At 44.4% G+C, this 23,760-nt stretch carries 25 protein-coding genes; 16 read left to right on the plus strand and 9 right to left on the minus strand.

Features of this window, described 5'->3' with window-relative positions; all coding sequences use genetic code 11:
* Positions 1 to 345: 345 nt before the first annotated feature.
* From DXD02_RS02455 to DXD02_RS02490, 8 genes are all read right to left on the minus strand, one after another.
* Entirely contained in the window at positions 346 to 843 is a 498-nt protein-coding gene (locus DXD02_RS02455; protein ID WP_009247521.1) for a nucleotidyltransferase domain-containing protein, read from the minus strand.
* Between the two features lie 84 nt (positions 844 to 927).
* Positions 928 to 2,472 (minus strand): ATP-binding cassette domain-containing protein, encoded by a 1,545-nt coding sequence (locus DXD02_RS02460; RefSeq protein WP_009247522.1) that lies wholly within the window; start codon positions 2,470 to 2,472, stop codon positions 928 to 930.
* A 453-nt stretch (positions 2,473 to 2,925) separates the two neighbouring features.
* Entirely contained in the window at positions 2,926 to 3,303 is a 378-nt protein-coding gene (locus tag DXD02_RS02465) for a TnpV protein (protein ID WP_009247523.1), read from the minus strand.
* Between the two features lie 26 nt (positions 3,304 to 3,329).
* Entirely contained in the window at positions 3,330 to 4,469 is a 1,140-nt protein-coding gene (locus DXD02_RS02470) for a plasmid recombination protein (RefSeq protein WP_019190307.1), read from the minus strand.
* Positions 4,470 to 4,824: 355 nt separating this feature from the next.
* Positions 4,825 to 5,979 carry an AAA family ATPase gene (locus DXD02_RS02475; protein ID WP_009247525.1) on the minus strand — a complete coding sequence of 385 codons (1,155 nt, stop codon included), beginning with the start codon at positions 5,977 to 5,979 and terminating at the stop codon, positions 4,825 to 4,827.
* Positions 5,969 to 6,304, minus strand: coding sequence for a plasmid mobilization protein (locus tag DXD02_RS02480; protein WP_009247526.1), 336 nt, complete (start codon positions 6,302 to 6,304; stop codon positions 5,969 to 5,971). The genes DXD02_RS02475 and DXD02_RS02480 overlap by 11 nt, the downstream gene beginning before the upstream one ends.
* The gene (locus DXD02_RS02485; RefSeq protein ID WP_009247527.1) at positions 6,294 to 7,385 is read right to left on the minus strand and encodes a site-specific integrase; all 1,092 of its coding nucleotides are present in this window, start codon (positions 7,383 to 7,385) and stop codon (positions 6,294 to 6,296) included. The genes DXD02_RS02480 and DXD02_RS02485 overlap by 11 nt, the downstream gene beginning before the upstream one ends.
* Positions 7,386 to 7,574: a transcriptional regulator gene (locus DXD02_RS02490; protein WP_009247528.1), complete on the minus strand. Its 189-nt coding sequence runs from the start codon at positions 7,572 to 7,574 to the stop codon at positions 7,386 to 7,388. It lies immediately after the preceding gene.
* Positions 7,575 to 8,022: 448 nt separating this feature from the next.
* On the opposite strand from DXD02_RS02490, the gene DXD02_RS02495 reads away from it, so the two are divergent.
* The 14 genes from DXD02_RS02495 to DXD02_RS02565 all read left to right on the plus strand — a co-directional run bounded on the left by DXD02_RS02495 (position 8,023) and on the right by DXD02_RS02565 (position 22,296).
* Entirely contained in the window at positions 8,023 to 8,553 is a 531-nt protein-coding gene (locus DXD02_RS02495; protein ID WP_009247529.1) for a helix-turn-helix domain-containing protein, read from the plus strand.
* A gap of 964 nt (positions 8,554 to 9,517) precedes the next feature.
* Entirely contained in the window at positions 9,518 to 9,832 is a 315-nt protein-coding gene (locus DXD02_RS02500) for a YdcP family protein (RefSeq protein WP_118024879.1), read from the plus strand.
* Between the two features lie 21 nt (positions 9,833 to 9,853).
* A complete protein-coding gene (locus DXD02_RS02505) occupies positions 9,854 to 10,231 on the plus strand; it encodes a YdcP family protein (protein ID WP_118024880.1) in 378 nt (125 codons plus the stop codon).
* A gap of 38 nt (positions 10,232 to 10,269) precedes the next feature.
* A complete protein-coding gene (locus DXD02_RS02510) occupies positions 10,270 to 11,667 on the plus strand; it encodes an FtsK/SpoIIIE domain-containing protein (protein ID WP_118024881.1) in 1,398 nt (465 codons plus the stop codon).
* A 151-nt stretch (positions 11,668 to 11,818) separates the two neighbouring features.
* On the plus strand, positions 11,819 to 13,042 hold the full coding sequence (gene mobT, locus DXD02_RS02520; protein ID WP_118024982.1) for a MobT family relaxase: 1,224 nt from the start codon (positions 11,819 to 11,821) through the stop codon (positions 13,040 to 13,042).
* Positions 13,043 to 13,093: 51 nt separating this feature from the next.
* On the plus strand, positions 13,094 to 13,315 hold the full coding sequence (locus DXD02_RS02525) for a hypothetical protein (protein WP_002570387.1): 222 nt from the start codon (positions 13,094 to 13,096) through the stop codon (positions 13,313 to 13,315).
* A 185-nt stretch (positions 13,316 to 13,500) separates the two neighbouring features.
* Complete coding sequence (locus DXD02_RS02530; RefSeq protein ID WP_118024883.1) at positions 13,501 to 14,007, plus strand: superinfection exclusion B family protein; 507 nt, start codon at positions 13,501 to 13,503, stop codon at positions 14,005 to 14,007.
* A 71-nt stretch (positions 14,008 to 14,078) separates the two neighbouring features.
* A complete protein-coding gene (locus DXD02_RS02535) occupies positions 14,079 to 14,573 on the plus strand; it encodes an antirestriction protein ArdA (RefSeq protein WP_118024884.1) in 495 nt (164 codons plus the stop codon).
* A 25-nt stretch (positions 14,574 to 14,598) separates the two neighbouring features.
* Positions 14,599 to 15,087, plus strand: coding sequence for an antirestriction protein ArdA (locus tag DXD02_RS02540; protein WP_181977591.1), 489 nt, complete (start codon positions 14,599 to 14,601; stop codon positions 15,085 to 15,087).
* Positions 15,088 to 15,177: 90 nt separating this feature from the next.
* A complete protein-coding gene (locus DXD02_RS02545) occupies positions 15,178 to 15,570 on the plus strand; it encodes a conjugal transfer protein (RefSeq protein WP_118024886.1) in 393 nt (130 codons plus the stop codon).
* Positions 15,554 to 18,004 carry an ATP-binding protein gene (locus tag DXD02_RS02550; RefSeq protein WP_118031586.1) on the plus strand — a complete coding sequence of 817 codons (2,451 nt, stop codon included), beginning with the start codon at positions 15,554 to 15,556 and terminating at the stop codon, positions 18,002 to 18,004. Before DXD02_RS02545 ends, DXD02_RS02550 begins: the two co-directional genes overlap by 17 nt.
* A complete protein-coding gene (locus tag DXD02_RS02555; protein WP_118024888.1) occupies positions 18,004 to 20,370 on the plus strand; it encodes a CD3337/EF1877 family mobilome membrane protein in 2,367 nt (788 codons plus the stop codon). The genes DXD02_RS02550 and DXD02_RS02555 overlap by 1 nt, the downstream gene beginning before the upstream one ends.
* Positions 20,367 to 21,371 (plus strand): bifunctional lytic transglycosylase/C40 family peptidase, encoded by a 1,005-nt coding sequence (locus DXD02_RS02560; protein WP_118024889.1) that lies wholly within the window; start codon positions 20,367 to 20,369, stop codon positions 21,369 to 21,371. The genes DXD02_RS02555 and DXD02_RS02560 overlap by 4 nt, the downstream gene beginning before the upstream one ends.
* A gap of 16 nt (positions 21,372 to 21,387) precedes the next feature.
* Entirely contained in the window at positions 21,388 to 22,296 is a 909-nt protein-coding gene (locus tag DXD02_RS02565; RefSeq protein WP_055227209.1) for a conjugal transfer protein, read from the plus strand.
* A gap of 80 nt (positions 22,297 to 22,376) precedes the next feature.
* Here DXD02_RS02565 and DXD02_RS02570 read toward each other — a convergent pair whose 3' ends face one another.
* The gene (locus DXD02_RS02570; protein ID WP_118024890.1) at positions 22,377 to 22,733 is read right to left on the minus strand and encodes a helix-turn-helix transcriptional regulator; all 357 of its coding nucleotides are present in this window, start codon (positions 22,731 to 22,733) and stop codon (positions 22,377 to 22,379) included.
* A 161-nt stretch (positions 22,734 to 22,894) separates the two neighbouring features.
* On the opposite strand from DXD02_RS02570, the gene DXD02_RS15695 reads away from it, so the two are divergent.
* Together DXD02_RS15695 and DXD02_RS02580 are read left to right on the plus strand one after the other, a co-directional pair.
* A complete protein-coding gene (locus DXD02_RS15695) occupies positions 22,895 to 23,074 on the plus strand; it encodes a helix-turn-helix domain-containing protein (protein ID WP_055227213.1) in 180 nt (59 codons plus the stop codon).
* Entirely contained in the window at positions 23,067 to 23,759 is a 693-nt protein-coding gene (locus DXD02_RS02580) for a response regulator transcription factor (RefSeq protein WP_118666344.1), read from the plus strand. The genes DXD02_RS15695 and DXD02_RS02580 overlap by 8 nt, the downstream gene beginning before the upstream one ends.
* Position 23,760: the final 1 nt, after the last annotated feature.

A 23,760-nucleotide genomic window follows, 5' to 3' on the forward strand; every position in this document is an offset into this window, starting at 1 on the left:
CTATATTTTTTAATCCGTCGACGTTTTTACCTATCAAAATTTCTTAAATAGAGCCAACAGACATAACAAAACCTCGGAAACCCTTGTAAAATGGGCATCCGAGGTTTTTTGTCCGTTATTCAAACTCTACAAAGACTAACGCTTTTTGTTTAGGAATTATTCTCTGTAATGTTTCTCGTTCTTTTGATTATTTGATATATCCATATTATCCTGCCTATACGAGCTAATGTTATCATTTTGTTATCGGCATTGATAACACCTACTCGATAACTGTGGATAATAACTATATGTAGCATGTCAAATTATAAGCTATTTTGCTTAGAGATTCAACACAAAACTGAAATTTTACTTTTCCTTATATTCATCTGGTATTGCTATTTGAAATGTTTCACACAACAGCATCACATCATGCACATCATTTTTATCGTGTTCATATCCCAAATGAAGCATTACCTGACTCAATGGTTCAATACAAGAAACAGTTATATCTCCAACTTTTCCAATACCGGAAAAAGTTTTTGATGGAAATATATCTCCCTCATAAACAATTCCGTCATCTGTAAATTCAAAACAATGTAAATCAATGATTCTTTGTTTATCATCTTTCCAGACAGTATGACCATCCGTTGTATAATCAGTATTTACTTCCTCAAATCCATGCTGCTTAATCACATAAATATAATCATGATAATGTTTCAGTTCAACAAACAAATCAATATCATTGTGTATTCTTGATTCTCTTTTAAGAAGTGCATCAACACCCCATCCGCCATCTAAATATACTTTAATTTCGTTTTGCAAAGCATATTTTATAATTTCACATGCATCTTCTGTACGTACCATAATCTATCCTCCAAATTCAAATCTTTGTATGCTTTCCAACTCACTAAAAGCCTGAAATTTGTCAGTCTTTCATCCTTTTTGTTATCAATCACCAATTAGCTGTAATCCATTAGGATTTAGCTGATATATTTTATCGCACACCTCTTCAATATACTTTCTATCGTGAGAAATGCTAATGACAGCCCCCGGAAATTCTCGGAGCATTTTTCTTATTACCGGACCGGACAATGGTGAAAAATTTCTTGTCGGTTCATCCAGAATAAGAACATTTGCACCACTTAAGCTCATCCTCAAGAGAAGCACTTTCGCCTTTTGTCCGCCTGATAACTCCCGAATCGGATGCTCCATTTCATCTGGTGTGTATTTAAGTGAACCAAGGTATGTTCTAATTCTTGTACGCTCTTCTTTATCTCCTGTTTTATCAAGGTAATCAACCGGTGTAACATCCAAATCCAGCAGGTCTTCATAAGTTTGAGGCATATATTCTGCTTTAATGTCATTCCGATTTAGGAGTTCTTCCGCTATCTTTTTTAGAAGAGTCGTTTTTCCTGCCCCGTTGGCTCCTATCATACAGATTTTTTCTGAACCTTTTATTTTTAAATGAATTCCTTCTGCTAAAATTCTTTTGCCATCCGGAGTCACAAGCTTTGAAAGTTCATATTCTATGACCGTTTTTCCTGCGGGAATGTGTGAGTTTTCATCCCCTAATTTGACAAAGATTGCTTCTTCCTGTTCCGGCATCTGAGTCATATTTTCATCTTCTTTTTCAAATCTTCGTTCCATTGCCTTAACCGTATGCATTTTGTCCTTTAAGTTTTTGGCAACAGACGGTGCTTGTCTGGTACAACTTCTTAATGCACCTTGTACACTCTGCATAACTCTTTGATATTTTTCATCGCGAATCTTTTTCTCCCTACGGTCACTCAGTGCCCGCTGTTTTTGGATTTCAAATTTATGAAGCCGTTCTTCCACATAGCGTCTATAGGGAAGCTTTGCCACGGTATATCTCGCCTTTGTTTTTCGTATAATCTGCTCGATATGTATCACCATGTTGGCAGTACGCTCTATCAGCGTTTCATCGTGTGAAATAAAAAGCACAATGTGCTTCCAGTCATTTATGATTTTTTCCAGTAATGTAAGCGTCGCAATGTCGATGTCATTGGAAGGTTCGTCCAACAACAGCACAGAAACATCGCGAATGAAAAGCCTCATAAGTTGTGTCTTGACTTTTTCGCCTCCTGAAAGACTACCCATTGTCTGGTTACTGTAGAAAAAATCATTTTTCATTCCAAATTTTCCCGCAATAACAGACAATTCTTTAGGCGTTTTCTCCCAGAATATTTCCTCTTCAGAAAAATATTCGTATATTGTTTTTTCCTTATCTTCATCGAGCATCTCCTGCGGAAGATAACCAAGACGTTCGTGTCCCATTATCCTTTCCCCATCTGCTTCTATATAGTTTTCTACAAGCGACGGATTGTATATCCACTTCATTAATGTCGATTTCCCATTTCCCTCTTCTCCAATAATAACTGCCTTATCTCCATCATTTAGCACAAGGTTGAAATCATTAAGAATTATTCTCAGGTCTTTTTTATGTGTTAAATTTAATTTTTTTATCTGCAACATTAAAGTTTCTCCTTTTCGAAGTCTGAGCCAATTATTATTTTGAACACACAAAAACGAGTCTTTTTTGCATACGCAAAAATAGACTCGCTAAATAGCCCCTTATTTCTTTTCCAAAAGGAAAACAAAGGAAATGCCTCTTGCGATAATCCAACTTAAGCGTACACAAAACAAACCTATTCTCTACAGGCTCAATAACTATATGTGTCTTACTTAAATCAAATTATCTATTAATCATTTCCTCACCTTACACAAAATGTGCCTTTCTTTCTTCTAATGGCAATACTATCATACTGTATTTTTTGTGTCAATACATTTCACCTTATGGAAGTGCAAATTAAAATTTTCACTTCCTAATTATACATCCAACCATTACGAAATTCAATCTTTCACAACCTCTTTACAACCACAACCACAGCACTCCAGCAAACGCAGGAGCACCATACCGTAAAACGCTTATGTGTAAATCAACTCCGTTCCTACAACTTCCCTCACACAAGCCTGAATATTATTCATTCTTCCAATCCATTCGTAGGGATTATCTTTCTTTAATTGTTCCGTCACATCTTGTCTGTCGGCATATTCCTTTACCAGTCGAAGAAACATATCCTCTGCTTGCTTATCGACTTCTGCAAGATAACTATGCAGCTTTCCGCTTGTCAGCAGGTTCATATATAACACTTTATAGTGTTCCTTTAAATGCCTTGCATGTCGTTTCCCCCATAAACCAATCGGCTCTATTTCTTCTTCGGCTGGTACTGTGATGTTCGGCAATAAATAATCACCCACCTGTCTATAAGTTCCGCCCATTTCTTCAAAAATTGTCTTTGTCATTTTCCTTTTCCTCCTGTGATTTTTGTCTATCGTGATCGTGTATTATCACGCTTGCGACCTTTAACTGTTCTTGCCTGCTCCAACAAATCATCTATCTGTTTGCGACCAAAAACCTTACGGAGCAGGCTGTAATCTTTATTTTCTGCTTTTAGGATTTTGTTTTCTTCGGTCAATCTTTCATTGACTTTCTCCAAACGCTGATTGGTGCGGTATAACTGTGCATTCGCTGTATTCAGCCTATGATAGTTGTCCCACCCCTCAAAGCAGCGGGCAAGCACCGTTTTGACAAGTTGCTTCAATTTCCTTACAACCGGCTCTGCCATTTTGGTTTTATATGCCTTTGCAGTCATAAATTTCTCTGGTTCTGGCAACTGATATTTCGGTGCAGTATCAAGCTCTATTTCAAGATTTGACAGCTCGTCTTTTGCCTTATCATAGTTCAATACTCGTTCCGACAACACATCAAATTCAATCTGTTTCTGCTCGATTTTCGCACCTAATGCCGCCACTTCTTTTTCTCTTTCCTGCTTTTTATAATCCAAAACAGAAAGATGTTTTTCGTGTGTGCCTAAATGTTCCCACTCAATCCCATAACGTTCCATCACCGCCGCAAGCTGTTCTTTTTCGGACTGTATCCATTGCGACCACTCCGTATCGCCACGACTGCCGCCCTTAAAACCTTGCGTTGCAAGAGCCTGCTTTAGTGACACTCTTGTATCAAGTCCACGCTTGCTGCCTGTGGTAAAAGGTACAAAATCTATGTGCAGATGTGGTGTAGCTTCATCCATATGCAGATGAGCCGAGAACACCCGAAGCTGTGGATTTCGCTCCTGAAAACCCTGATAGTATTCATCTAAAATCTGCTTTGCCAGTTCTCCGTTTTCCGTATCGGCGTTCATATTTCCCTTACCGCCCACCTGTAAAATGATTTCGTGGAACGGTTTTTCCTGCTTGGAACTTCGGATTTTTTCATAATAATCTTTTATCTTTCGGTCTGACCTTATCTGCTTGGCATTGTATCTTTCCAATGCTTCATCAAACAATTCGTGATAAACTGTCTTTATATTTTCATTGCAGTAGTCGATATTGAGATGAGTACGAGTTCCGTCTACATTTTCTGCTCGGAACTTTCGGCTATTGTGATTGACCGAGCCTTTACCGACCATTGCACTTATCGTTCTCTGCATTTTTTCATCTCCCATCTGTAAATTTCAACATTCTCAGGTTTTGTTACTTTTGTCAAAAGTAACGCAAAAGCACTTTTGACGGGTACACCCATCAAAAATGCGACCTGTAAACAGGTTTTGCGTTCTCCGAAGGCTCTCCGAGGGGTGAGCGTGTGCCGGTGGCACACACGCCTGCGAACCGACCGAGCCAGCAGGCGAGACCAAAGAGCCGCCTTTGAAAAGGCACTCTCTGCACACTCCCCTAAACTTTATCCGGTGTCAAAGTGTGACGATGGTGACAATGTTTTTCACAGCGTGCTGCTCTCAAAAACATTGACACCTTTGACACCGTTTGTCACGCCGTCTGCTCGGTTTCTTTCCAAAGTGAAACCTTTCTTCCGTCGTGTGTGCGGCTGTTCTGATAACGGATACCGTAATCACGAAACAGCCTGCTTGCGTTGATACTGAGCCTTAAAGAAAGTACATTCGGCTTTATATCCACCGCAAGCCTTTCGCAAAGTTCCGAAGCAGTTCCTTCCCATCTGTCACTTTCCGAAAAGAGCGTATCCGCTATCTTCTCAAGCAGAGGTTCGGGCGGTTCTTTCCACATCTCCGTTTCCGATTTTGCAAAGTTCCACACCAATCGCTCGCTGTCCCTTACAAGATGGATTTTCATATCCTGCTGGTCTCTGCCAGCAACATCAAGTGTGGCATTGTTGGAAGTACGCTTGTCCTTACTGAGAACAAATGCACCGTCTGCCGCACCCATCAGACCATTCGTGCCTGAAATCATATCGAATATATCTTCCGATTTTTGTTTGCGTGTATGATGAACAATAAGCATTGAAACCTTGTAACTGTCTGCCAACGCTTTCAGCCTTGCCACAACATCATAATCACTTGCGTAGCTGTAATCTGCTCCGCCTGCTTCACGCACACGCTTTAAGGTGTCTATGATAATCAAGCCTGTGTCTGGGTGTTCCCTCATAAACCCTCTTATCTGTTCTTCCAGTCCGCCATTGACCGTTTTACATTCCGTTGCGAAATACAGATTGCCTGTCTCCTTTGCACCGAACATCTGAAACAATCGCTTCTGCAAACGTGGGTAATCATCTTCAAGGGCAAAATAAAGCACCGTTGCCTTACGCACCTTATACTCCCAAAGCGGTGTGCCTGTGCTGATATGATAGGCAAGCTGTGCCATCATAAAGCTCTTTCCCACTTTCGGGGAACCTACGAAAAGGTAAGTTCCCCTTTGGAGCAGACCGTCGATAAGTGGTGTCTGAACCTCAAACACCGTATCATACAGCGTTGTCATTGATACTGTTTTCAGATAGGAAGGGTCTAACTGTCTGAGTATTTCCCTTTGCATTTCTTCAAAAGATTGCTCGTACCCCTTGAAATCCGTATCCTGATTGACTATACTATTGTCAGTACATTTGGAAAGTGACTGTTCCGCATCTGTTGCCGCAGATACATTTGGAATAGTCATTTCTTTTTTATTCTCCATTCGCATCCTCTCCTTTCAAACCGCCGAGAATAATGGAAATCAGTTCTATTACACTCAGCAGTTCATCATCCACACCTTTTCCTGCTTCAATCCTTTTCAGTTCCGCAAGGACTGTGGCAAATTCCGTTTTCAACGCCTTATACACTCTCGGATTGCCCTGTACCACCACATCCTGATTTAAGCAACGGCGGTAACAATACTCCTGTTTTGGCAATCCTGATAGAGCTACAGCTCTGTTAATGAGTTCGTTTTCTTCGGGCGATACTCGAAACCCTACTGTGATATTCCTCCAACGATTTTTGTTATCTCTGTTCTTAGCTGACATTTTCAAAATCTCCTTTCCCTAAATCATCTAATTTTTCTGCCATCTCAATCTGCTTTGACGGAAAGAGGTGTGCGTACTGATAAGTAATATCAATACTTTCGTGACCAACTCGGTCAGCAATCGCCACCGCAGAAAAGCCCATATCAATCAAGAGTGAAATGTGGCTGTGACGGAGATCGTGAATGCGGATACGCTTCACGCCTGCCGCCTTTGCCCCTCTGTCCATCTCGTGATGAAGATAGCTTTTCGTCACCGTAAAGATACGGTCTTTCTTCTTCAATCCGTAAAGCATACCGAGATATTCTTTCATTTCCTCACACAGAAACTTCGGCATTTTAATCGTGCGGTTGCTCTTTTTCGTTTTCGGAGAAGTAATCACATCCTGCCCTTTCAAACGCTGATAGGATTTATTGATTGTGACTGTTTCCTTATCAAAGTTGAAATCTGCCGGAGTCAAAGCTAACAGCTCGCCCTCTCGGATACCGCACCAGTAAAGCATTTCAAACGCATAAAAGGAAACAGGCTTGTCCATCATCTCAAAAGAGAATTTCTTGTATTCTTCCTTTGTCCAGAACAGCATTTCCTTGTGTTCCTCACGTCCCATATTTCCCACCTTTGCCGCAGGATTGGAACGCAGTTCATAGTAGCGGACAGCGTGATTGAAAATGGCGGACAACTGATTGTGCAGCGTTTTCAGATACGTCTGTGAATAAGGCTTTTTCTTCTCATCACGATAGGCAAGCATTTCATTCTGCCAAGTAATAATCTCCTTTGTGGAAATCTCGCTGATTTTCAGTTTCCCGAAATACGGAAGTATCTTTGTGCGTATGATATGCTCTTTGGTAAGCCACGTGTTTTCCTTCAAACGGTTCTTCACATCATTGATATAAAGCTCCGTAAAGGCTTCAAAACTCATATCAAGGTCTGAAGAAGTCTGCAATTTGAACATTCTTTCCCATTCCTGTGCTTCTCGTTTGGTAGCAAAGCCACGCTTGCATTTCTGCTTGCGTTCCCCTTTCCAGTTCACATACCTTGCCATCACATACCAAGTACCGTTATCTTCATTCTTAAATACCGGCATTTACATTTCCCCCTTTCCTGCTCCGTAGAGCCTTTCGTAAAAATACTGGCGATTTACACGCCCTGCAATCGTAATAAAGCCCTTTGCTTTCAATTCCTCATTTAATTGTCTGATGAGTTTATATGCATAAGGTTTTGATACGTTTAGTTCCTGAGCCACATCTTCGGCTCGGATAAATCTGTTTTCCATATCCTTTTTCTTCCTTTCTTAAAATAATTTTTTGCTTGCCGCTTTCTCCGTGTTAAAGTTCCAACAGGCACTCCTGCTTGTCGGCAGGCGCTGTGCTGTCCCAATGCACCGCAGTACATCAGGCGCTCGCTCGTATAGGGGTTCCCGAAAAGTCGGAGACTTTTGGGGAAGAGGAGGAGCAGTGCAGCGAATGAGCTTTTGTGCTTGCACACAAGCGAACGATACGGAACTTGCTCCGACGAGGTCTTGGCGGTTTGGCTTTTCGGACGGTCATTCAGTTGTCGCATTAAGCATATTTGTTTAATTCGTAATTTATTTTACTAAACATATTTGCTATTGTCAAGTGGTTGCAAAGAAAATATTAAACATTTTTGTTTCGGTTTTTCTTGACTTCCACTAAACATTTCTGCTATACTTATTTCACTAAATATAAAAGGAGCGTATCATTATGGCTATCAGCGAAAGAATACATTTTTTCAGACTAATGCGTGGTATGACACAAAAGTATCTCGGTACAGCAATCGGTTTTCCAGAAAAGAGTGCTGATGTGCGTTTGGCACAGTACGAAACTGGTACACGCAAACCGAAAGCAGACCTTACAAATGCATTGGCACAGGTGCTTGATGTTTCTCCACAGGCTCTTGATGTTCCTGACATAGACAGCTATATCGGTCTTATGCACACTCTGTTTACCCTTGAAGATATTTACGGTCTTACTGTCAGTGAAGCAGACGGAGAGGTATGCTTAAAGGTCAACAAGGACAAAGGCAGAGAAGCATATGAACTCCTCAAAATGCTGTATGCTTGGAAAGAACAGGCAGACAAGCTATCTTCCGAAGAAATCAACAGAGAAGAATACGATAACTGGCGTTATCATTATCCAGAGTTCGACACCACACAGCGTTGGGCAAAAGTTCCATCACAGGAATTAAGTGACGCTCTCGTGGAAGCATTCAAAGACCACTTGAAAGATAAATAAGCACCTACAGGACCTGCCACTGGCAGCTCCCTACAGATGCTTTGGCAACGACAAAAAAGCCCTTAACTATGGTTATTAACCACAGCTAAGGGCTTAGTTTATAATATGGAATTTGTTCAGAGCCAAGCTCCGAACTTTAGTCTGCAAGCCACCTGTTAATTGTTCCGTTACCCATAAACCACTGGATAACAAGAATAATGGCACTTGCTATGACTGTTATCAATTTGTTATCAAAAGACTAATCGAAATCGCTGAAACCCGCATAAACACTGGCTTTTTTAAGCAACTCGATTTATTCAAACTCCAGACAGACAGTATGCCATATAAATAAAAATCATTGATTTTAAGGCATTTTCAGGAACTATCAACCACTAAAATCTATATGAAAACAGATTAAAAATGCAATAAAAATGCAATCGAAGTACATTCAGATTTTATAAGATAGACCAGCAAACCTCAATATCATCCCAAAATAGACGTTCAACAATGGGCGTCTATTTTTTGTTTCAAAATTAAATGGGGCTGAAAACAGCCCCGATGGGAATTGGAGATTTGACCCTCCCGGATTCTTCATGTCATGCCAGCCGTAATTTTTTCCATTGCCCCTGCACACTTTAGCAAAAATTCCCAGAAATTCCGTCGCCCACCATAATGCTTTTTACAGTTGTTATTATTGTCATAAGCGTACCTCCTGATATTATAAATCTCCACTGAAATCTACTTTTAAGTTGTTGGGAGTACATGACAGAGCTACATGAAAAAACACAAGCTAACAATCCTAACCATGACGATTTAATTTTTAACACCTAGATAATATCACAACCCTGTAATTTCTTCAATAGCCCCAGAAAGGATGTGATACTACGAAGAAATCACCACCGCCGGAGCGTTCCCCTCCGACTTTCAAACCAGAACCCAAAACTAACCATCAAACGCAACATTCAGAAAGGACAGGTACATCTATATGGAATTAAAATTCGTTATCCCCAACGTGGAAAAGACATTCGGCAACTTGGAGTTCGCCGGAGAAGACAAAACAGAACAGAGAAGAATCAACGGACGCATGACGGTATTCTCCCGCAGCTTCAATCTGTATTCGGACGTACAGAGAGCGGATGATATTGTAGTTATCCTCCCTGCCGAAGCCGGAGAGAAACATTTTGACTTTGAGGAACGTGTGAAGCTCGTCAATCCCCGTATCACCGCAGAGGGCTATAAAATCGGCACAAGGGGCTTTACCAACTACATTTTGCACGCTGACGATATGGTAAAAGCGTAAGGAAAAGGAGGACATCAGACTATGAGATTAGCAAACGGAATCGTGATTGACAAGGAAGCAACTTTCGGGGCATTGAAATTTTCTGCCCTCCGCCGTGAGATTCACCTCCAGAATGAAGACGGCTCGGTATCAGAAGAAATCAAGGAGCGTACCTATGACTTAAAATCCAGAGGACAGGGGCGTATGATTCAGGTTTCCATCCCTGCCAGCGTGCCGTTAAAGGAGTTCGATTACAACGCAGAGGTGGAACTTATCAATCCGGTGGCAGACACCGTGGCAACGGCTACTTTTCAAGGGGCAGAGGTGGACTGGTACATCAAGGCGGAGGATATTGTCCTGAAAAAAGGGGCTGCCATGAATCCGCAGCCGCCGAAGAAAGACGCTCCCCCTGTAAAATAACAGGAACATAAGAAGAACGCGAAAGGAGGATTATTCCCATGAAGCAGCTTTTCCCCCGTGGAAAACGTATCCGTCCCACGGATAAAGACCTTGTGTTCCATACTGCCCTTGCCGCTCTGTCCCCTGTATTCATGCTGGTTGTCCTGCTGTTTCATATCCGGCAGATTGCCGGAACCAACTGGCAGGAAGTGTCCTTCTCCCAGATAGCACAGGACGTAAATCTCCCTTACCTGTTATTCAGTATGGGCGTGGCAGGGCTGGTGTGCCTTACAGCAGTTCTTCTGTTCTGGCGATACCGCATGGATGGAGTAAAGCAGCTCATCCACCGCCAAAAGCTGGCAAGGATGGTGTTGGAAAACAAGTGGTATGAATCAGAGCAGAGAAAAGAAGACGCTTTTTTCAAGGACTTGTCTTCCAGCCGTTCCAAAGAAACCATCACTTACTTTCCCAAAATCTATTACAGGATGAAACAGGGCTTGCTCCATATCCGTGTGGAAATCACCTTGGGGAAATATCAGGAACAGCTCTTAAACTTGGAGAAAAAGCTGGAAAGCGGCTTGTACTGTGAGCTGAAGGATAAGGAATTAAAGGATTCCTACGTGGAGTACACCCTGCTCTATGACACCATTGCGAACCGTATCTCCATTGAAGATGTACAGGCAAAGGACGGCAGGCTCCGGCTCATGGAAAATGTCTGGTGGGAGTATGACAAGCTCCCCCATATGCTCATTGCCGGAGGAACCGGCGGCGGAAAGACTTATTTCATCCTGACCCTCATTGAAGCCCTGCTCCGCACCAACGCCGCCCTGTTCGTGTTAGACCCAAAGAACGCCGACCTTGCGGATTTACAGGCGGTTATGCCGGATGTGTACTACAAAAAGGAAGATATGCTCGCCTGTATTGACCGTTTCTATGAAGAAATGATGAAACGCAGCGAAGACATGAAGCTCATGGAAAATTACCGGACAGGGGAAAATTACGCTTATCTTGGGCTTCCTGCAAATTTCCTTATCTTTGATGAATATGTGGCATTTATGGAAATGCTTGGCACAAAGGAAAACGCCGCTGTCCTCAACAAGTTAAAACAAATCGTTATGCTTGGGCGGCAGGCTGGCTTTTTCCTGATTCTCGCCTGCCAGCGTCCGGACGCAAAGTATCTGGGGGACGGAATCCGTGACCAGTTCAATTTCCGTGTAGCTCTGGGACGGATGTCGGAAATGGGCTATGGGATGATGTTCGGGGAAACCACAAAGGATTTCTTCCTAAAGCAGATAAAAGGGCGTGGCTATGTGGATGTGGGAACCAGCGTTATCTCGGAATTTTACACGCCCCTTGTGCCAAAAGGACACGATTTCCTCAAAGAAATAAAAAAACTCATAGACAGCAGGCAGGAAGTGCAGGCGGCGTGCGAAGCGAAAGCCGCAGAAACGGACTGACCTGCTGTGGCTGGTGTGCCGCAAGGCACGCCAGCATGAACCCCTCGTATCTAACAGAGGGGTACAAATCGACAGGCAACAACCAAATAACAGGGCAGAATCCCACGGTACACAAGGGATTTTCCCATATCCGGCGTGTGTCAACAAGGCTCTGAAAGTTGACATACGCTTTTTTAGACAGGAGGGATTTTCACTGAATGAAGAAACATGGGTACGGGACATCAAAGAGAAACGGGAAGTTTACGGTATCTCACAACAGAAACTTGCCTTAGCTGCCGGAATCACCCGTCCGTACCTGAGCGATATTGAAACGGGCAAGGCTCACCCATCCGAAGCATTACAGGAAGCCATCACGGAAGCTCTGGAACGCTTCAATCCAGACAATCCCCTTGAAATGCTCTTTGACTATGTTCGGATTCGCTTCCCCACTACGGATGTGAAGCATATCGTGGAAGACGTGCTTCGGCTAAAACTCCCCTACTTTATCCATGAAGACTACGGATTTTACTCTTACACGGAGCATTACTATCTGGGGGATATTTTCGTTCTAGTATCGCCGGAACTGGAAAAGGGGGTGCTGCTGGAACTGAAAGGGCGTGGCTGCCGCCAGTTTGAAAGCTATCTGCTGGCACAGGAACGGAGCTGGTATGAATTTTTTATGGATGTTCTCATGGAGGACGGCGTAATGAAGCGGCTTGACCTTGCCATCAATGACAAAACAGGAATCCTGAACATTCCCCATCTGACAGAGAAGTGCCGGAATGAGGAATGTATCTCGGTCTTCCGCAGCTTCAAAAGCTACCGCAGCGGCGAACTGGTACGGCGTGGGGAAAAAGAATGTATGGGGAACACCCTGTATATTGGTTCCCTCCAAAGTGAGGTGTACTTCTGCATTTACGAAAAGGACTATGAGCAGTACAAGAAGCATGATATTCCCATTGCGGACGCAGAGGTAAAGAACCGCTTTGAAATCCGGCTGAAAAATGAGCGTGCCTTTTACGCCATCCGTGACCTGTTAGAACATGACAATCCAGAACAGACAGCCTTTCAAATCATCAACCGCTATGTCCGGTTCGTGGACAGGGACGATACAAAGCCCCGTTCTGACTGGCGTATCAGTGAGGAATGGGCGTGGTTTATGGGGGAACACAGGGGAAGCCTGAAACTGACAACCAAACCGGAACCCTATTCCTTTGAACGCACCCTGCACTGGCTCTCCCATCAGGTAGCACCCACCTTAAAGCTGGCTCTCCGTCTGGATAAGATGAACCACACCCAGATTGTCCATGACATCATCACCCATGCAAGGCTGACGGAGAAGCATGAAAAAATCCTGAAGCAGCAAGCCGCCGCTGCAAAGGAGGTGGTGCTTTAACGGCGGCAATCTTGGAAGCTAAGAACTCTTACAGGAAAGAAAGGAGCTTTTATGAATTTCGGACAGAATCTTTACAACTGGTTTTTATCCAACGCCCAGTCCCTTGTGTTGCTGGCAATCGTGGTGATTGGACTGTACCTCGGATTTAAGAGGGAATTTTCCAAACTTATCGGCTTTCTGGTGGTGTCCCTTGTAGCGGTCGGTCTGGTCTTCAATGCTGACGGTGTAAAGGACATCTTACTGGAACTGTTCAATAAGATTATCGGAGCATAGGAAACCCATTTTACACTTCCGTTATGGAGCAAGCCTTGATTGCTTCATGGCGGAAGTCCACTAGGGGCTTGGGGAGCGTAACTCCCCAAAAGAAAGAAGATGTAATATGATAGTGTATGATAATTGAGATAAACTAAGAATGGTGGTATAATTTCTTTAATAGTAATTGAAAGTGGAGGAAATGTATGAAAGATTTTATTGATTTTTTGAAATTACCGCCGAACATTTTAGGAGCTTTATCTATTGCCAGTGGTACATTATTATTATTGCCTCAAAAGTTAGCCCAAAAGTTTTATATTATAAATTTTCGAGAAAAATATGGTTTTACAATAGGCATTGTTTTTGTGATTTCCACAGCTTTACTAATCGTTTTATTACTATCTAAAATTTTTCATTTCTTTTATGACAAGTATGCTTCTAAGAGATTGGGAACTGCTCAGATTAAATATTTGAAAAATATGACACCAGAACAGATGACAATCATTCGGGAGTTTTTACGTGAACCAACTCACACCCTGCCATTACCCATGAACAATGGATTAGTAATAGAACTTCAACATTTACAAATATTAACCCCTGCCGGACAAACTCATTTAGTAAGTATGTTAGACCCACAAATCAATTATTTTTTACAACCTTGGGTAATTAAAAAAATCAATAGTGATGAAGAATTAAAGCGAATATTTTATTAGAAAAATGGCAACTGACAAACAAAGTTAGTTGCCATTTTTTTCTAAGAAAGGACGTGATACTGATTGAGGAAATGAGAATCTACATCCTGAACACCACACGGTTTTACCATGAGGATTTTGAGGAATATCCTGGGGCATGGTTTTCCTGCCCTGTGGATTTTGAAGAAATCAGGGAACGTCTTGGGGTTCAGAGTGAGGAAGAAATCGAAATTGAAGACTATGAGCTGCCCTTTCCATTGGAGGGCAACACAAGGCTCTGGGAAATCAACGCCCTTTGCCGGATGGTACAGGAAATGCAGGGAACGCCCCTCTATTATGAAATGGATGTAATACAAAAGCGGTGGTTTTCCAGCTTTACAGAATTTATCGACCACAAAGACCAGATACGCTGCTATCCGGTGCAGGACGGGGAATCCCTCACCCGTTATCTGGTGCAGGAGGTACAGCTCTTTGGAGAAGTACATCCAGACCTGTTGAACCATATCGACTACGCTGCCATTGGTCGGGAACTGGAAACCAGCGAAAACTACCTGTTTACAGACAATGGTATCTTTTATTACCGCTAAAAGGAGGTAGAGGAACTTGGAAGAAATGCGGATTTACATTGCCAACTTAGGCAAATACAATGAGGGCGAACTGGTGGGGGCATGGTTCACGCCGCCTGTGGACTTTGAGGAAGTCAAAGAGCGTATCGGTTTGAATGATGAATATGAGGAATACACCATCCATGATTATGAGCTGCCCTTTGAGATTGACGAATATACCCCCATTGAGGAAGTCAACCGCCTGTGTGAAATGGTGGAGGACTTACCGGAGTACATTCAGGAGGAACTATCAGAGCTGCAATCCTACTTTGGCAGTATCGAAGAACTCTGTGAGCATGAAGACGATATTATCTGCCATTCCGGCTGTGATGATATGGCGGATGTGGCTCGCTACTATCTGGAAGAAAGCGGACAGCTTGGGGAACTTCCGGCACACTTACAAAACTATATCGACTATGCTGCCTATGGGCGTGACATGGAATTGGATGGAACCTTTATTGTCACGAACCACGGCGTATATGAAATCATACGATAGACCCGTCTGTATCTCTTTTTGAAAGTACAGGCGGCTTTTTTATTTCAGGGGCGGCTTTTGCTGCCCCATCTTTTAGAAAGGACGGACAACATGAAGAAAATACGAAGCTATACCAGTATCTGGTCGGTGGAAAAGGTACTCTATTCCATCAATGATTTTAAGCTGCCATTCCCCATCACGTTCACACAGATGGCGTGGTTCGTGGTATCGGTACTTGCAGTGATACTCTTGGGGAACCTTCCTCCTCTTTCGTTCATTGACGGGGCATTTTTAAAATATTTCGGCATACCCTTTGCCCTCACTTGGTTCATGTGCCAGAAGACTTTTGACGGGAAGAAGCCTTACGGCTTCCTGAAATCCGTACTGGCATATCTGGTACGCCCGAAACTAACGTATGCAGGAAAGCCCGTGAAGCTGGAAAAGGAATATCCGGCACAGCCCATCACGGCAGTAAGGAGTGATATTTATGGCATATCCGATTAAGTATATCGAAAATAACCTTGTGTTCAACCATGACGGGGAGTGCTTTGCTTACTATGAGCTGCTTCCCTACAACTATTCCTTTTTAAGCCCTGAACAGAAGTATCAGGTACACGATTCGTTCCGGCAGCTTATCGCCCAGAACAGGGACGGGAAGATTCACGCCCTGCAAATCAGCACGGAATCCAGCATACGGGCGGCACAGGAACGCTCCAAACAGGAAGTGACAGGCAAGTTAAAAGACGTTGCCTGTGCAAAGATTGACGCACAGACCGAAGCCCTGATTTCCATGATAGGGGAAAATCAGGTGGACTACCGCTTTTTTATCGGCTTTAAGCTGCTTGTCAATGAGCAGGAAGTCACCATGAAGCAGTTTGGCAGGGAAGCAAAGACTGCTGTTTCCGACTTCCTCCATGAAGTCAACCACAAGCTCATGGGGGATTTTGTTTCCATGAGCAATGAAGAAATCTGGCGGTTTCAGAAGATGGAAAAACTACTGGAAAATAAAATCTCACGCCGTTTCAAAGTACGGCGGCTTGATAAGGACGATTTCGGCTATCTGATTGAACATTTATACGGGCAGACCGGAACCGCCTACGAAGATTATGAGTATTATCTTCCGAAAAAACGGTTTCAGGAGGAAACGCTGGTGAAATACTATGACCTCATCAAACCCACCCGTTGTCTGATAGAGGAAAACCAGCGGTATCTGAAAATCGAACAGGAAGACGGGACAGTCTATGCTGCCTACTTTACCATCAACAGCATTGTTGGGGAACTGGACTTCCCATCCTCGGAAATCTTTTACTATCAGCAGCAGCAATTCACCTTTCCCATTGATACCTCTATGAATGTGGAGATTGTGACAAACCGGAAAGCCCTCTCCACGGTGCGGAACAAGAAAAAAGAGCTGAAAGATTTGGACAACCACGCATGGCAGAATGACAGCGAAACCAGTACAAACGTGGTGGACGCTTTAGACAGCGTGAATGAGCTGGAATCCACCTTAGACCAGAGCAAGGAATCCATGTATAAGCTGTCCTATGTGGTTCGTGTGACGGCTCCCGACTTGGAAGAACTGAAACGCCGCTGCAATGAGGTGAAAGATTTTTATGACGATTTGAACGTGAAACTGGTTCGCCCCTTTGGGGATATGCTGGGGCTGCATGGGGAATTTCTCCCTGCCAGCAAACGGTATCTGAACGATTATATCCAGTATGTCACCAGTGACTTCCTTGCTGGTCTTGGCTTCGGGGCAACACAGATGTTGGGGGAACCGGAGGGCATTTATATCGGGTACAGCCTTGATACAGGAAGAAACGTGTACTTAAAGCCTGCCCTTGCCAGTCAAGGGGTAAAAGGCTCCGTCACCAACGCCCTTGCTGCCGCTTTTGTCGGCTCCCTCGGCGGTGGAAAATCATTCAGCAACAACATGATTGTCTATTATTCCGTATTATTTGGGGCACAGGCACTCATTGTTGACCCGAAAGCGGAACGGGGACGTTGGAAAGAAACCCTGCCGGAAATCGCCCATGAAATCAATATCGTAAACCTGACCTCGGAAGAACAGAACAGGGGCTTACTCGACCCGTATGTGATTATGGAAAACCCAAAGGATTCTGAATCACTGGCAATCGACATCTTGACCTTTTTAACGGGCATTTCCAGCCGTGACGGGGAAAAGTTCCCTGTTCTTCGGAAAGCCATTCGTGCGGTGACAAACAGTGAGGAACGGGGGCTTTTCAAGGTGATTGAGGAACTTCGGGCGGAGGGAACCACCATCAGCACCAGCATAGCCGACCATATCGAATCCTTTACGGACTATGACTTTGCACACCTGCTCTTTTCGGATGGAGATGTCACACAGTCCATCAGCTTTGAAAAGCAGCTCAACATCATTCAGGTGGCAGATTTGGTGCTGCCAGATAAAGAAACCTCGTTTGAAGAATACACCACAATGGAGCTGCTTTCCGTGGCAATGCTCATTGTAATCAGCACCTTTGCCCTCGACTTCATCCACACCGACCGCAGCGTGTTTAAGATTGTGGATTTGGATGAAGCATGGAGCTTCTTACAGGTGGCACAGGGCAAGACCCTTTCCATGAAGCTGGTTCGTGCCGGACGTGCCATGAACGCAGGCGTTTACTTTGTGACCCAGAACACGGACGATTTGCTGGATGAAAAGCTGAAAAACAATCTGGGCTTGAAGTTTGCGTTCCGTTCCACGGACATCAACGAAATCAAGAAGACCCTCGCCTTTTTCGGGGTAGATTCCGAAGATGAAAACAACCAGAAGCGGCTCCGTGACTTGGAAAACGGACAGTGCCTTATCAGTGATTTGTACGGGCGTGTGGGCGTGATACAGTTCCATCCTATCTTTGAAGACCTGTTCCACGCCTTTGATACCAGACCGCCCGTAAGAAAAGAGGTGGAATGATGGTGATACATAGAACTTCCAACCGACCGCAATTCCCAGTTCCTCATCACACAAAAAAGGGCTTGTCTTGGAAGACGGCAGGAAAAGTGATTGGCAGGGTGCTTCTGGCACTCCTGCTCATCCTCCTGCTGCTTGCAGTCTTCGGCACAGCCGCCCACGCTGCCGGACTGGTGGATGATACGGTGGACGCTGCCAACGAATACAGCAAATATCCTCTGGACAACTACCAGCTTGATTTTTATGTGGACAGCGGATGGGACTGGCTCCCGTGGAACTGGCTGGACGGTATCGGAAAACAGGTGATGTACGGGCTGTATGCCATCACAAATTTTATCTGGACAATCAGCCTGTATCTTTCCAACGCCACGGGGTATCTGATTCAGGAAGCCTACTCGCTGGACTTCATTTCCTCTACGGCGGATTCCATTGGGAAAAATATGCAGACCCTTGCAGGCGTTACCACAGGCGGCTTGTCCTCGGAGGGATTTTATATCGGGTTTCTGCTGATTCTCATTCTGGTGGTGGGGATTTACGTTGCCTACACAGGGCTTATCAAACGGGAAACCACAAAAGCCATCCATGCCGTTGTCAATTTCGTGGTGGTGTTCGTGCTGTCCGCTGCCTTTATCGCTTATGCTCCTGATTATATCGGGAAAATCAATGAATTTTCCGCAGACATCAGCAATGCCAGCCTGACCCTTGGTACAAAGATTGTGCTGCCTAACTCGGAAAGTCAGGGAAAAGACAGCGTGGATTTGATACGGGACTGCCTGTTTTCCATTCAGGTCAAGCAACCGTGGCTCCTGTTGCAATATGGCAATTCAGATATGGAAAGCATTGGAGCAGACCGTGTGGAAAACCTGCTTTCAACCAGTCCAGACGAAAACAACGGACAGGACAGAGAAGAAATCGTAGTGGAGGAAATCGAAGACAGGGAAAACACGAACCTTACCATCACAAAGACCATCAATCGTTTGGGAACCGTCTTCTTCCTGTTCATGTTCAATATCGGTATCTCCGTTTTTGTATTCCTGCTCACGGGGATAATGATTTTCTCACAGGTGCTTTTTATCATCTACGCCATGTTCCTGCCTGTGAGCTTCCTCCTTAGCATGGTTCCCTCTTTTGAGGGGATGTTCAAACGTGCCATTACGAAACTGTTCAACACTATCCTTACCAGAGCCGGAATCACCCTGATTATCACGGTAGCGTTCAGTATTTCCACCATGCTCTACAACCTGTCTGGGGAATATCCGTTCTTCCTGACGGCGTTCTTGCAGATAGTGACCTTTGCCGGAATTTATTTCAAGCTGGGAGATTTGATGGGGATGTTCTCCTTACAGAGTGGGGATTCCCAAAGCATGGGGAGCCGTATCATGCGAAGACCCCGTATGCTCATGCACGCCCATATGCACCGTTTACAGCATAAGCTAGGACGTTCTGTGGCGGCTTTTGGAACTGGAACGGCTGCATACCACGCAGGAAAACAGGCTGGCTCAGACCATAGAAATGCTTCCCACTTCGGCTCTTCCAAACGCACACAGGCAGACCACAGCAGACCAGACGGACAGGCAGCACCGGAAAAAGAATCCGTATGGAAACGGGCTGGTTCTGCGGTAGGTGCGGCGGCAGATACCAAAGATAAGATAGCCGATACTGCCGGACAGCTTCGGGAGCAGGCAAAGGATTTGCCCGTCAATGCAAAGTACGCCCTTTACCACGGGAAAACACAGGTATCAGAGGGAGTACGGGATTTTACTTCCAGCGTGACCCAGACCCGAACTGCCAGAGCGGAACAGCGAAACGCACAGGCAGAAAGCCGCAGACATACCATTGCAGAGCGCAGGGCGGAACTGGAACAGGCAAAACAGCCGCAACAGAAAGCTTCCGAAGCACCCAAAGGGGCAGCTCCTGTCCATGAACGCCCTGTTACTGCAAAGCAGCCAGAAGATTTCCGACATCATGCAGTAAAACCAGCCATGCAGCCTGCTTCCCTATCCATCAGGGAACGGGGACAGGTTCCTTATGGGGAAACTGTGGCAGAACAGGCTTCGGTTCCGGTGGTAAAAGCTGCTTCCATCCACCATGAACAAACGCCACCTGTAAGGACAGAACGCCAGATAGTCCCATCTGCTTCCCTATCCCAGCCAAATGAAAGACAAAAGACGGCTCCCACTATCACACAGGCTACTCCCCGTCCGGCAAGACCTGTCCAGAATGATACGGCTCCTGTGATATCGGAAAGAAAACGGGCTGCCCCTGCGGTAAAAGAATCAAACTTTACCATCCGGCGTACCACCGCCAGAAAGGAGTGGACAAAAACGGTAAAAGCGGCTGCCAAACAAAAGAAAGGGGAGAAACCATGAAATTAAGACACCTTTTCTTTGCCTGTTCCGGCGTGTTCGTGATGATGTTCTCCCTGCTCCTTTTGGTGGTGATTGTCTTCTCGGATGAGGAAGACGGAGGAAGCGGCGGAAATCTTATCTTTGGGGGCGTGAGCGTATCACAGGAAGTCCTCGCCCATAAACCTATGCTGGAAAAGTATGCAAGGGAATATGGCATAGAGGAATACTTAAATGTGCTGCTCGCCATCATTCAGGTGGAATCCGGCGGCACACTGGAAGACGTTATGCAGTCCTCGGAATCTCTGGGGCTTCCCCCAAACTCCCTTAGTACAGAGGAATCCATCAAACAGGGCTGCAAATATTTCTCGGAACTGCTCGCAGCGGCAGAAACAAAGGGCTGTGACTTAAACAGTGTGATTCAGTCCTACAACTACGGCGGCGGCTTCCTAGACTATGTGGCAGGGCGTGGGAAAAAATACACTTTTGAACTGGCAGAGAGCTTCGCAAGGGACAAATCCGGCGGAAAGAAAGTCACCTACACCAACCCTGTTGCGGTAGAGAAAAACGGAGGCTGGCGGTATTCCTACGGAAATATGTTCTATGTCCTCTTGGTATCGCAATACCTGACCGTGGCACAGTTTGATGATGAAACGGTGCAGGCTATCATGGAGGAAGCCTTAAAGTATGAGGGATGGACGTATGTGTACGGGGGTGATTCTCCCTCCACTTCCTTTGACTGTTCGGGACTGGTGCAGTGGTGCTATGGCAAGGCAGGAATCGCCCTGCCACGGACAGCACAGGAACAGTACAATGTAACGCAGCACATCCCCCTGTCCGAAGCAAAAGCAGGGGATTTGGTCTTTTTCCACTCTACCTACAACGCCGGAACCTACATCACCCATGTGGGACTGTATGTGGGAAATAACCGGATGTACCATGCCGGAAATCCCATTGGTTACGCAGACCTGACAGGCTCCTACTGGCAACAGCACCTTGCTGGAGCCGGACGAATCAAACAATAAGAAAGGATGAACCGATATGATTCAGATTAGAAAAGAGGAAAACCAGAAAAAGCAGAAAGAAAAGAAACTGAAAGTCTACAAAGTCAATACCCATAAGAAAACCGTGATTGCCCTGTGGGTGCTGCTGGCAATGAGCTTCCTGTTTGCCGTCTATAAGAATTTCACGGCGATAGACATTCACACTGTCCATGAAACGAAAGTGATTGAGGAACAAATCCTCGACACTCACAAGATAGAGAATTTTGTGGAGAATTTCGCAGAAGTCTACTATTCATGGGAACAGTCCGCCGCTTCCATTGACAACCGGACAAACGCTTTAAAAGGGTATCTCACCGGAGAGCTGCAAGCCCTGAATGTAGATACTGTCCGAAAGGACATCCCCGTATCGTCTGCCCTGACCGATTTTCAGATATGGGAAATCACAGAAGAAAAAGAGCAGCATTATCAAGTGACCTATACGGTGGAACAGCGTATCACAGAGGGGGAATCCAGTAAAACCGTCCGTTCCGCCTATCAGGTGACAGTCTATGTGGACGGCTCTGGAAACCTGACGATTATCCAGAATCCAACCATTACCAGTGTTCCCGTAAAATCCGGTTACACTCCCAAAGCGGTACAAAGTGACGGTACGGTGGATTCCATCACCACAGAGGAAATCAACGAATTTCTCACCACCTTTTTCAAGCTGTACCCTACGGCAACCGCAAAGGAACTGACCTATTATGTAAATGAGGGTGTGCTGAAAACTGTGGGAAAAGAGTATATTTTCTCGGAACTGGTAAATCCGGTTTATAACCGAAACGGAAATCAGGTGACAGCTTCCCTTGCAGTAAAATATCTGGATAACCAGACCATGACAACACAGGTATCACAGTTTAACCTTGTACTGGAAAAGAACGGGGAAAACTGGAAGATTGTGAAATAAGCTATATAAAACAGAAGACACATTGTATTTCTCAAAAAATTACAATGTGTCTTCTCATTTTAAAATTCTGTTCTGGACATTCACCTGTCCTCTGCTTCGACTTCGGCTATCTCTTTTGCTGTGGCGGTGACTACCCGTATTCCTTTCTCACTCATACTATCAAGCAATGTATCAAGTTGTCTGCGTTGTGTATCTTTTTCCGCGGATTTATTCGGAAAAAAGAATTGGTCTACGGATATATCATAACGTGTTACAAGCTCATAAAAAATTTGTAAACTCGGCTGTTGCCCTTTATTCTCAATATTAGCAAGATAACGTGGTGAGATATACATTTCATCACTTACTTTCTTGCGGCTCTCTTTTCGTTCGGTTCTCGCTACTTTGATAGCTTGTCCGAAAGCCTTAAAGTCATATTTAGCTGTTGGTCTTTTTGCCATATTTATTCACCCATATACATTCTACTGTTCCTCTTTCATACTGAATACGTCTATACAGTTCCTATTTGTAGCCATAATAATTCATATGTTTGCACTTGCTATTATTCGTATGTCCGACTATAATTATGATAATATGGTTTATAGAAAGGACTGGGACTGTTATGGAATATATGTCTTGCCCCGAAGCAGCTAAAAAATGGGGCATTTCTGAACGACGAGTACAGATTCTTTGTAAGGAAGATAGAATACCGGGAGTTTCAAAAATCGGTTATATGTGGTTGATACCAAAGGATGCAGAAAAACCTGTTGACGCAAGGAGAAAGGAGTTTAAGCATGAGTAACTTATTACTTTTAGAAGATGATATTAGCTTAATAGACGGGTTGCATTACTCTCTAAAGAAAAATGGTTTCTACGTTGATATTGCCCGTACTGTTGAAGAAGCAGAAAAGCAATTAGCACAAATCGAAAAATACGATTTGCTTATTCTTGATGTGACACTGCCGGACGGAACAGGCTTTGAGGTTTGCGAAAATGTGCGGAAACATAACAAACAGATACCGATTATCTTTTTGACTGCTTCTGATGAAGAAGTCAATATTATTCGTGGCTTGGATTGCGGCGGGGGCGATTATGTTACAAAGCCCTTTAAGTTGGGGGAACTATGTTCCCGTATTCGTGCCTTGTTACGACGTGCAGGAGTAACACCGCAGGACAAGGCAAGTGTATTGAAATGTGGGGACATTTCGATTGACTTTTTAAGTTGCCGCGTAATTTTGAACAATAAAATACTAGAACTGACAAACGCAGAATACCGTCTGCTTTGTCTGTTAGTACGAAATGCAAATCGCATTGTTTCCAGAGATATTATTCTAAATGATTTATGGGACGGTACAGGAAATTTTGTTGACGATAACACCTTATCGGTTTATATCCGGCGGCTTCGCGAAAAAGTGGAAACTGACGCTTCCCACCCGCAGCGCTTAATAACCATTCGCGGCTTTGGTTATCAGTGGAAAGAGGTGTAAG

This window comes from Blautia sp. TF10-30, assembly GCF_003481245.1.
GTDB classification, from domain to species: domain Bacteria; phylum Bacillota; class Clostridia; order Lachnospirales; family Lachnospiraceae; genus Fusicatenibacter; species Fusicatenibacter saccharivorans.

What these genes read in the sequence shown, in the direction of transcription:
- DXD02_RS02455 (WP_009247521.1), bottom strand. Translation starts at nt 843, where the DNA reads ATGGTACGTACAGAAGATGCATGTGAAATTATAAAATATGCTTTGCAA.
- DXD02_RS02460 (WP_009247522.1), bottom strand. Translation starts at nt 2,472, where the DNA reads ATGTTGCAGATAAAAAAATTAAATTTAACACATAAAAAAGACCTGAGA.
- DXD02_RS02465 (WP_009247523.1), bottom strand. Translation starts at nt 3,303, where the DNA reads ATGACAAAGACAATTTTTGAAGAAATGGGCGGAACTTATAGACAGGTG.
- DXD02_RS02470 (WP_019190307.1), bottom strand. Translation starts at nt 4,469, where the DNA reads ATGGTCGGTAAAGGCTCGGTCAATCACAATAGCCGAAAGTTCCGAGCA.
- DXD02_RS02475 (WP_009247525.1), bottom strand. Translation starts at nt 5,979, where the DNA reads ATGGAGAATAAAAAAGAAATGACTATTCCAAATGTATCTGCGGCAACA.
- DXD02_RS02480 (WP_009247526.1), bottom strand. Translation starts at nt 6,304, where the DNA reads ATGTCAGCTAAGAACAGAGATAACAAAAATCGTTGGAGGAATATCACA.
- DXD02_RS02485 (WP_009247527.1), bottom strand. Translation starts at nt 7,385, where the DNA reads ATGCCGGTATTTAAGAATGAAGATAACGGTACTTGGTATGTGATGGCA.
- DXD02_RS02490 (WP_009247528.1), bottom strand. Translation starts at nt 7,574, where the DNA reads ATGGAAAACAGATTTATCCGAGCCGAAGATGTGGCTCAGGAACTAAAC.
- DXD02_RS02495 (WP_009247529.1), top strand. Translation starts at nt 8,023, where the DNA reads ATGGCTATCAGCGAAAGAATACATTTTTTCAGACTAATGCGTGGTATG.
- DXD02_RS02500 (WP_118024879.1), top strand. Translation starts at nt 9,518, where the DNA reads ATGGAATTAAAATTCGTTATCCCCAACGTGGAAAAGACATTCGGCAAC.
- DXD02_RS02505 (WP_118024880.1), top strand. Translation starts at nt 9,854, where the DNA reads ATGAGATTAGCAAACGGAATCGTGATTGACAAGGAAGCAACTTTCGGG.
- DXD02_RS02510 (WP_118024881.1), top strand. Translation starts at nt 10,270, where the DNA reads ATGAAGCAGCTTTTCCCCCGTGGAAAACGTATCCGTCCCACGGATAAA.
- DXD02_RS02525 (WP_002570387.1), top strand. Translation starts at nt 13,094, where the DNA reads ATGAATTTCGGACAGAATCTTTACAACTGGTTTTTATCCAACGCCCAG.
- DXD02_RS02530 (WP_118024883.1), top strand. Translation starts at nt 13,501, where the DNA reads ATGAAAGATTTTATTGATTTTTTGAAATTACCGCCGAACATTTTAGGA.
- DXD02_RS02535 (WP_118024884.1), top strand. Translation starts at nt 14,079, where the DNA reads ATGAGAATCTACATCCTGAACACCACACGGTTTTACCATGAGGATTTT.
- DXD02_RS02540 (WP_181977591.1), top strand. Translation starts at nt 14,599, where the DNA reads ATGCGGATTTACATTGCCAACTTAGGCAAATACAATGAGGGCGAACTG.
- DXD02_RS02545 (WP_118024886.1), top strand. Translation starts at nt 15,178, where the DNA reads ATGAAGAAAATACGAAGCTATACCAGTATCTGGTCGGTGGAAAAGGTA.
- DXD02_RS02550 (WP_118031586.1), top strand. Translation starts at nt 15,554, where the DNA reads ATGGCATATCCGATTAAGTATATCGAAAATAACCTTGTGTTCAACCAT.
- DXD02_RS02555 (WP_118024888.1), top strand. Translation starts at nt 18,004, where the DNA reads ATGGTGATACATAGAACTTCCAACCGACCGCAATTCCCAGTTCCTCAT.
- DXD02_RS02560 (WP_118024889.1), top strand. Translation starts at nt 20,367, where the DNA reads ATGAAATTAAGACACCTTTTCTTTGCCTGTTCCGGCGTGTTCGTGATG.
- DXD02_RS02565 (WP_055227209.1), top strand. Translation starts at nt 21,388, where the DNA reads ATGATTCAGATTAGAAAAGAGGAAAACCAGAAAAAGCAGAAAGAAAAG.
- DXD02_RS02570 (WP_118024890.1), bottom strand. Translation starts at nt 22,733, where the DNA reads ATGGCAAAAAGACCAACAGCTAAATATGACTTTAAGGCTTTCGGACAA.
- DXD02_RS15695 (WP_055227213.1), top strand. Translation starts at nt 22,895, where the DNA reads ATGGAATATATGTCTTGCCCCGAAGCAGCTAAAAAATGGGGCATTTCT.
- DXD02_RS02580 (WP_118666344.1), top strand. Translation starts at nt 23,067, where the DNA reads ATGAGTAACTTATTACTTTTAGAAGATGATATTAGCTTAATAGACGGG.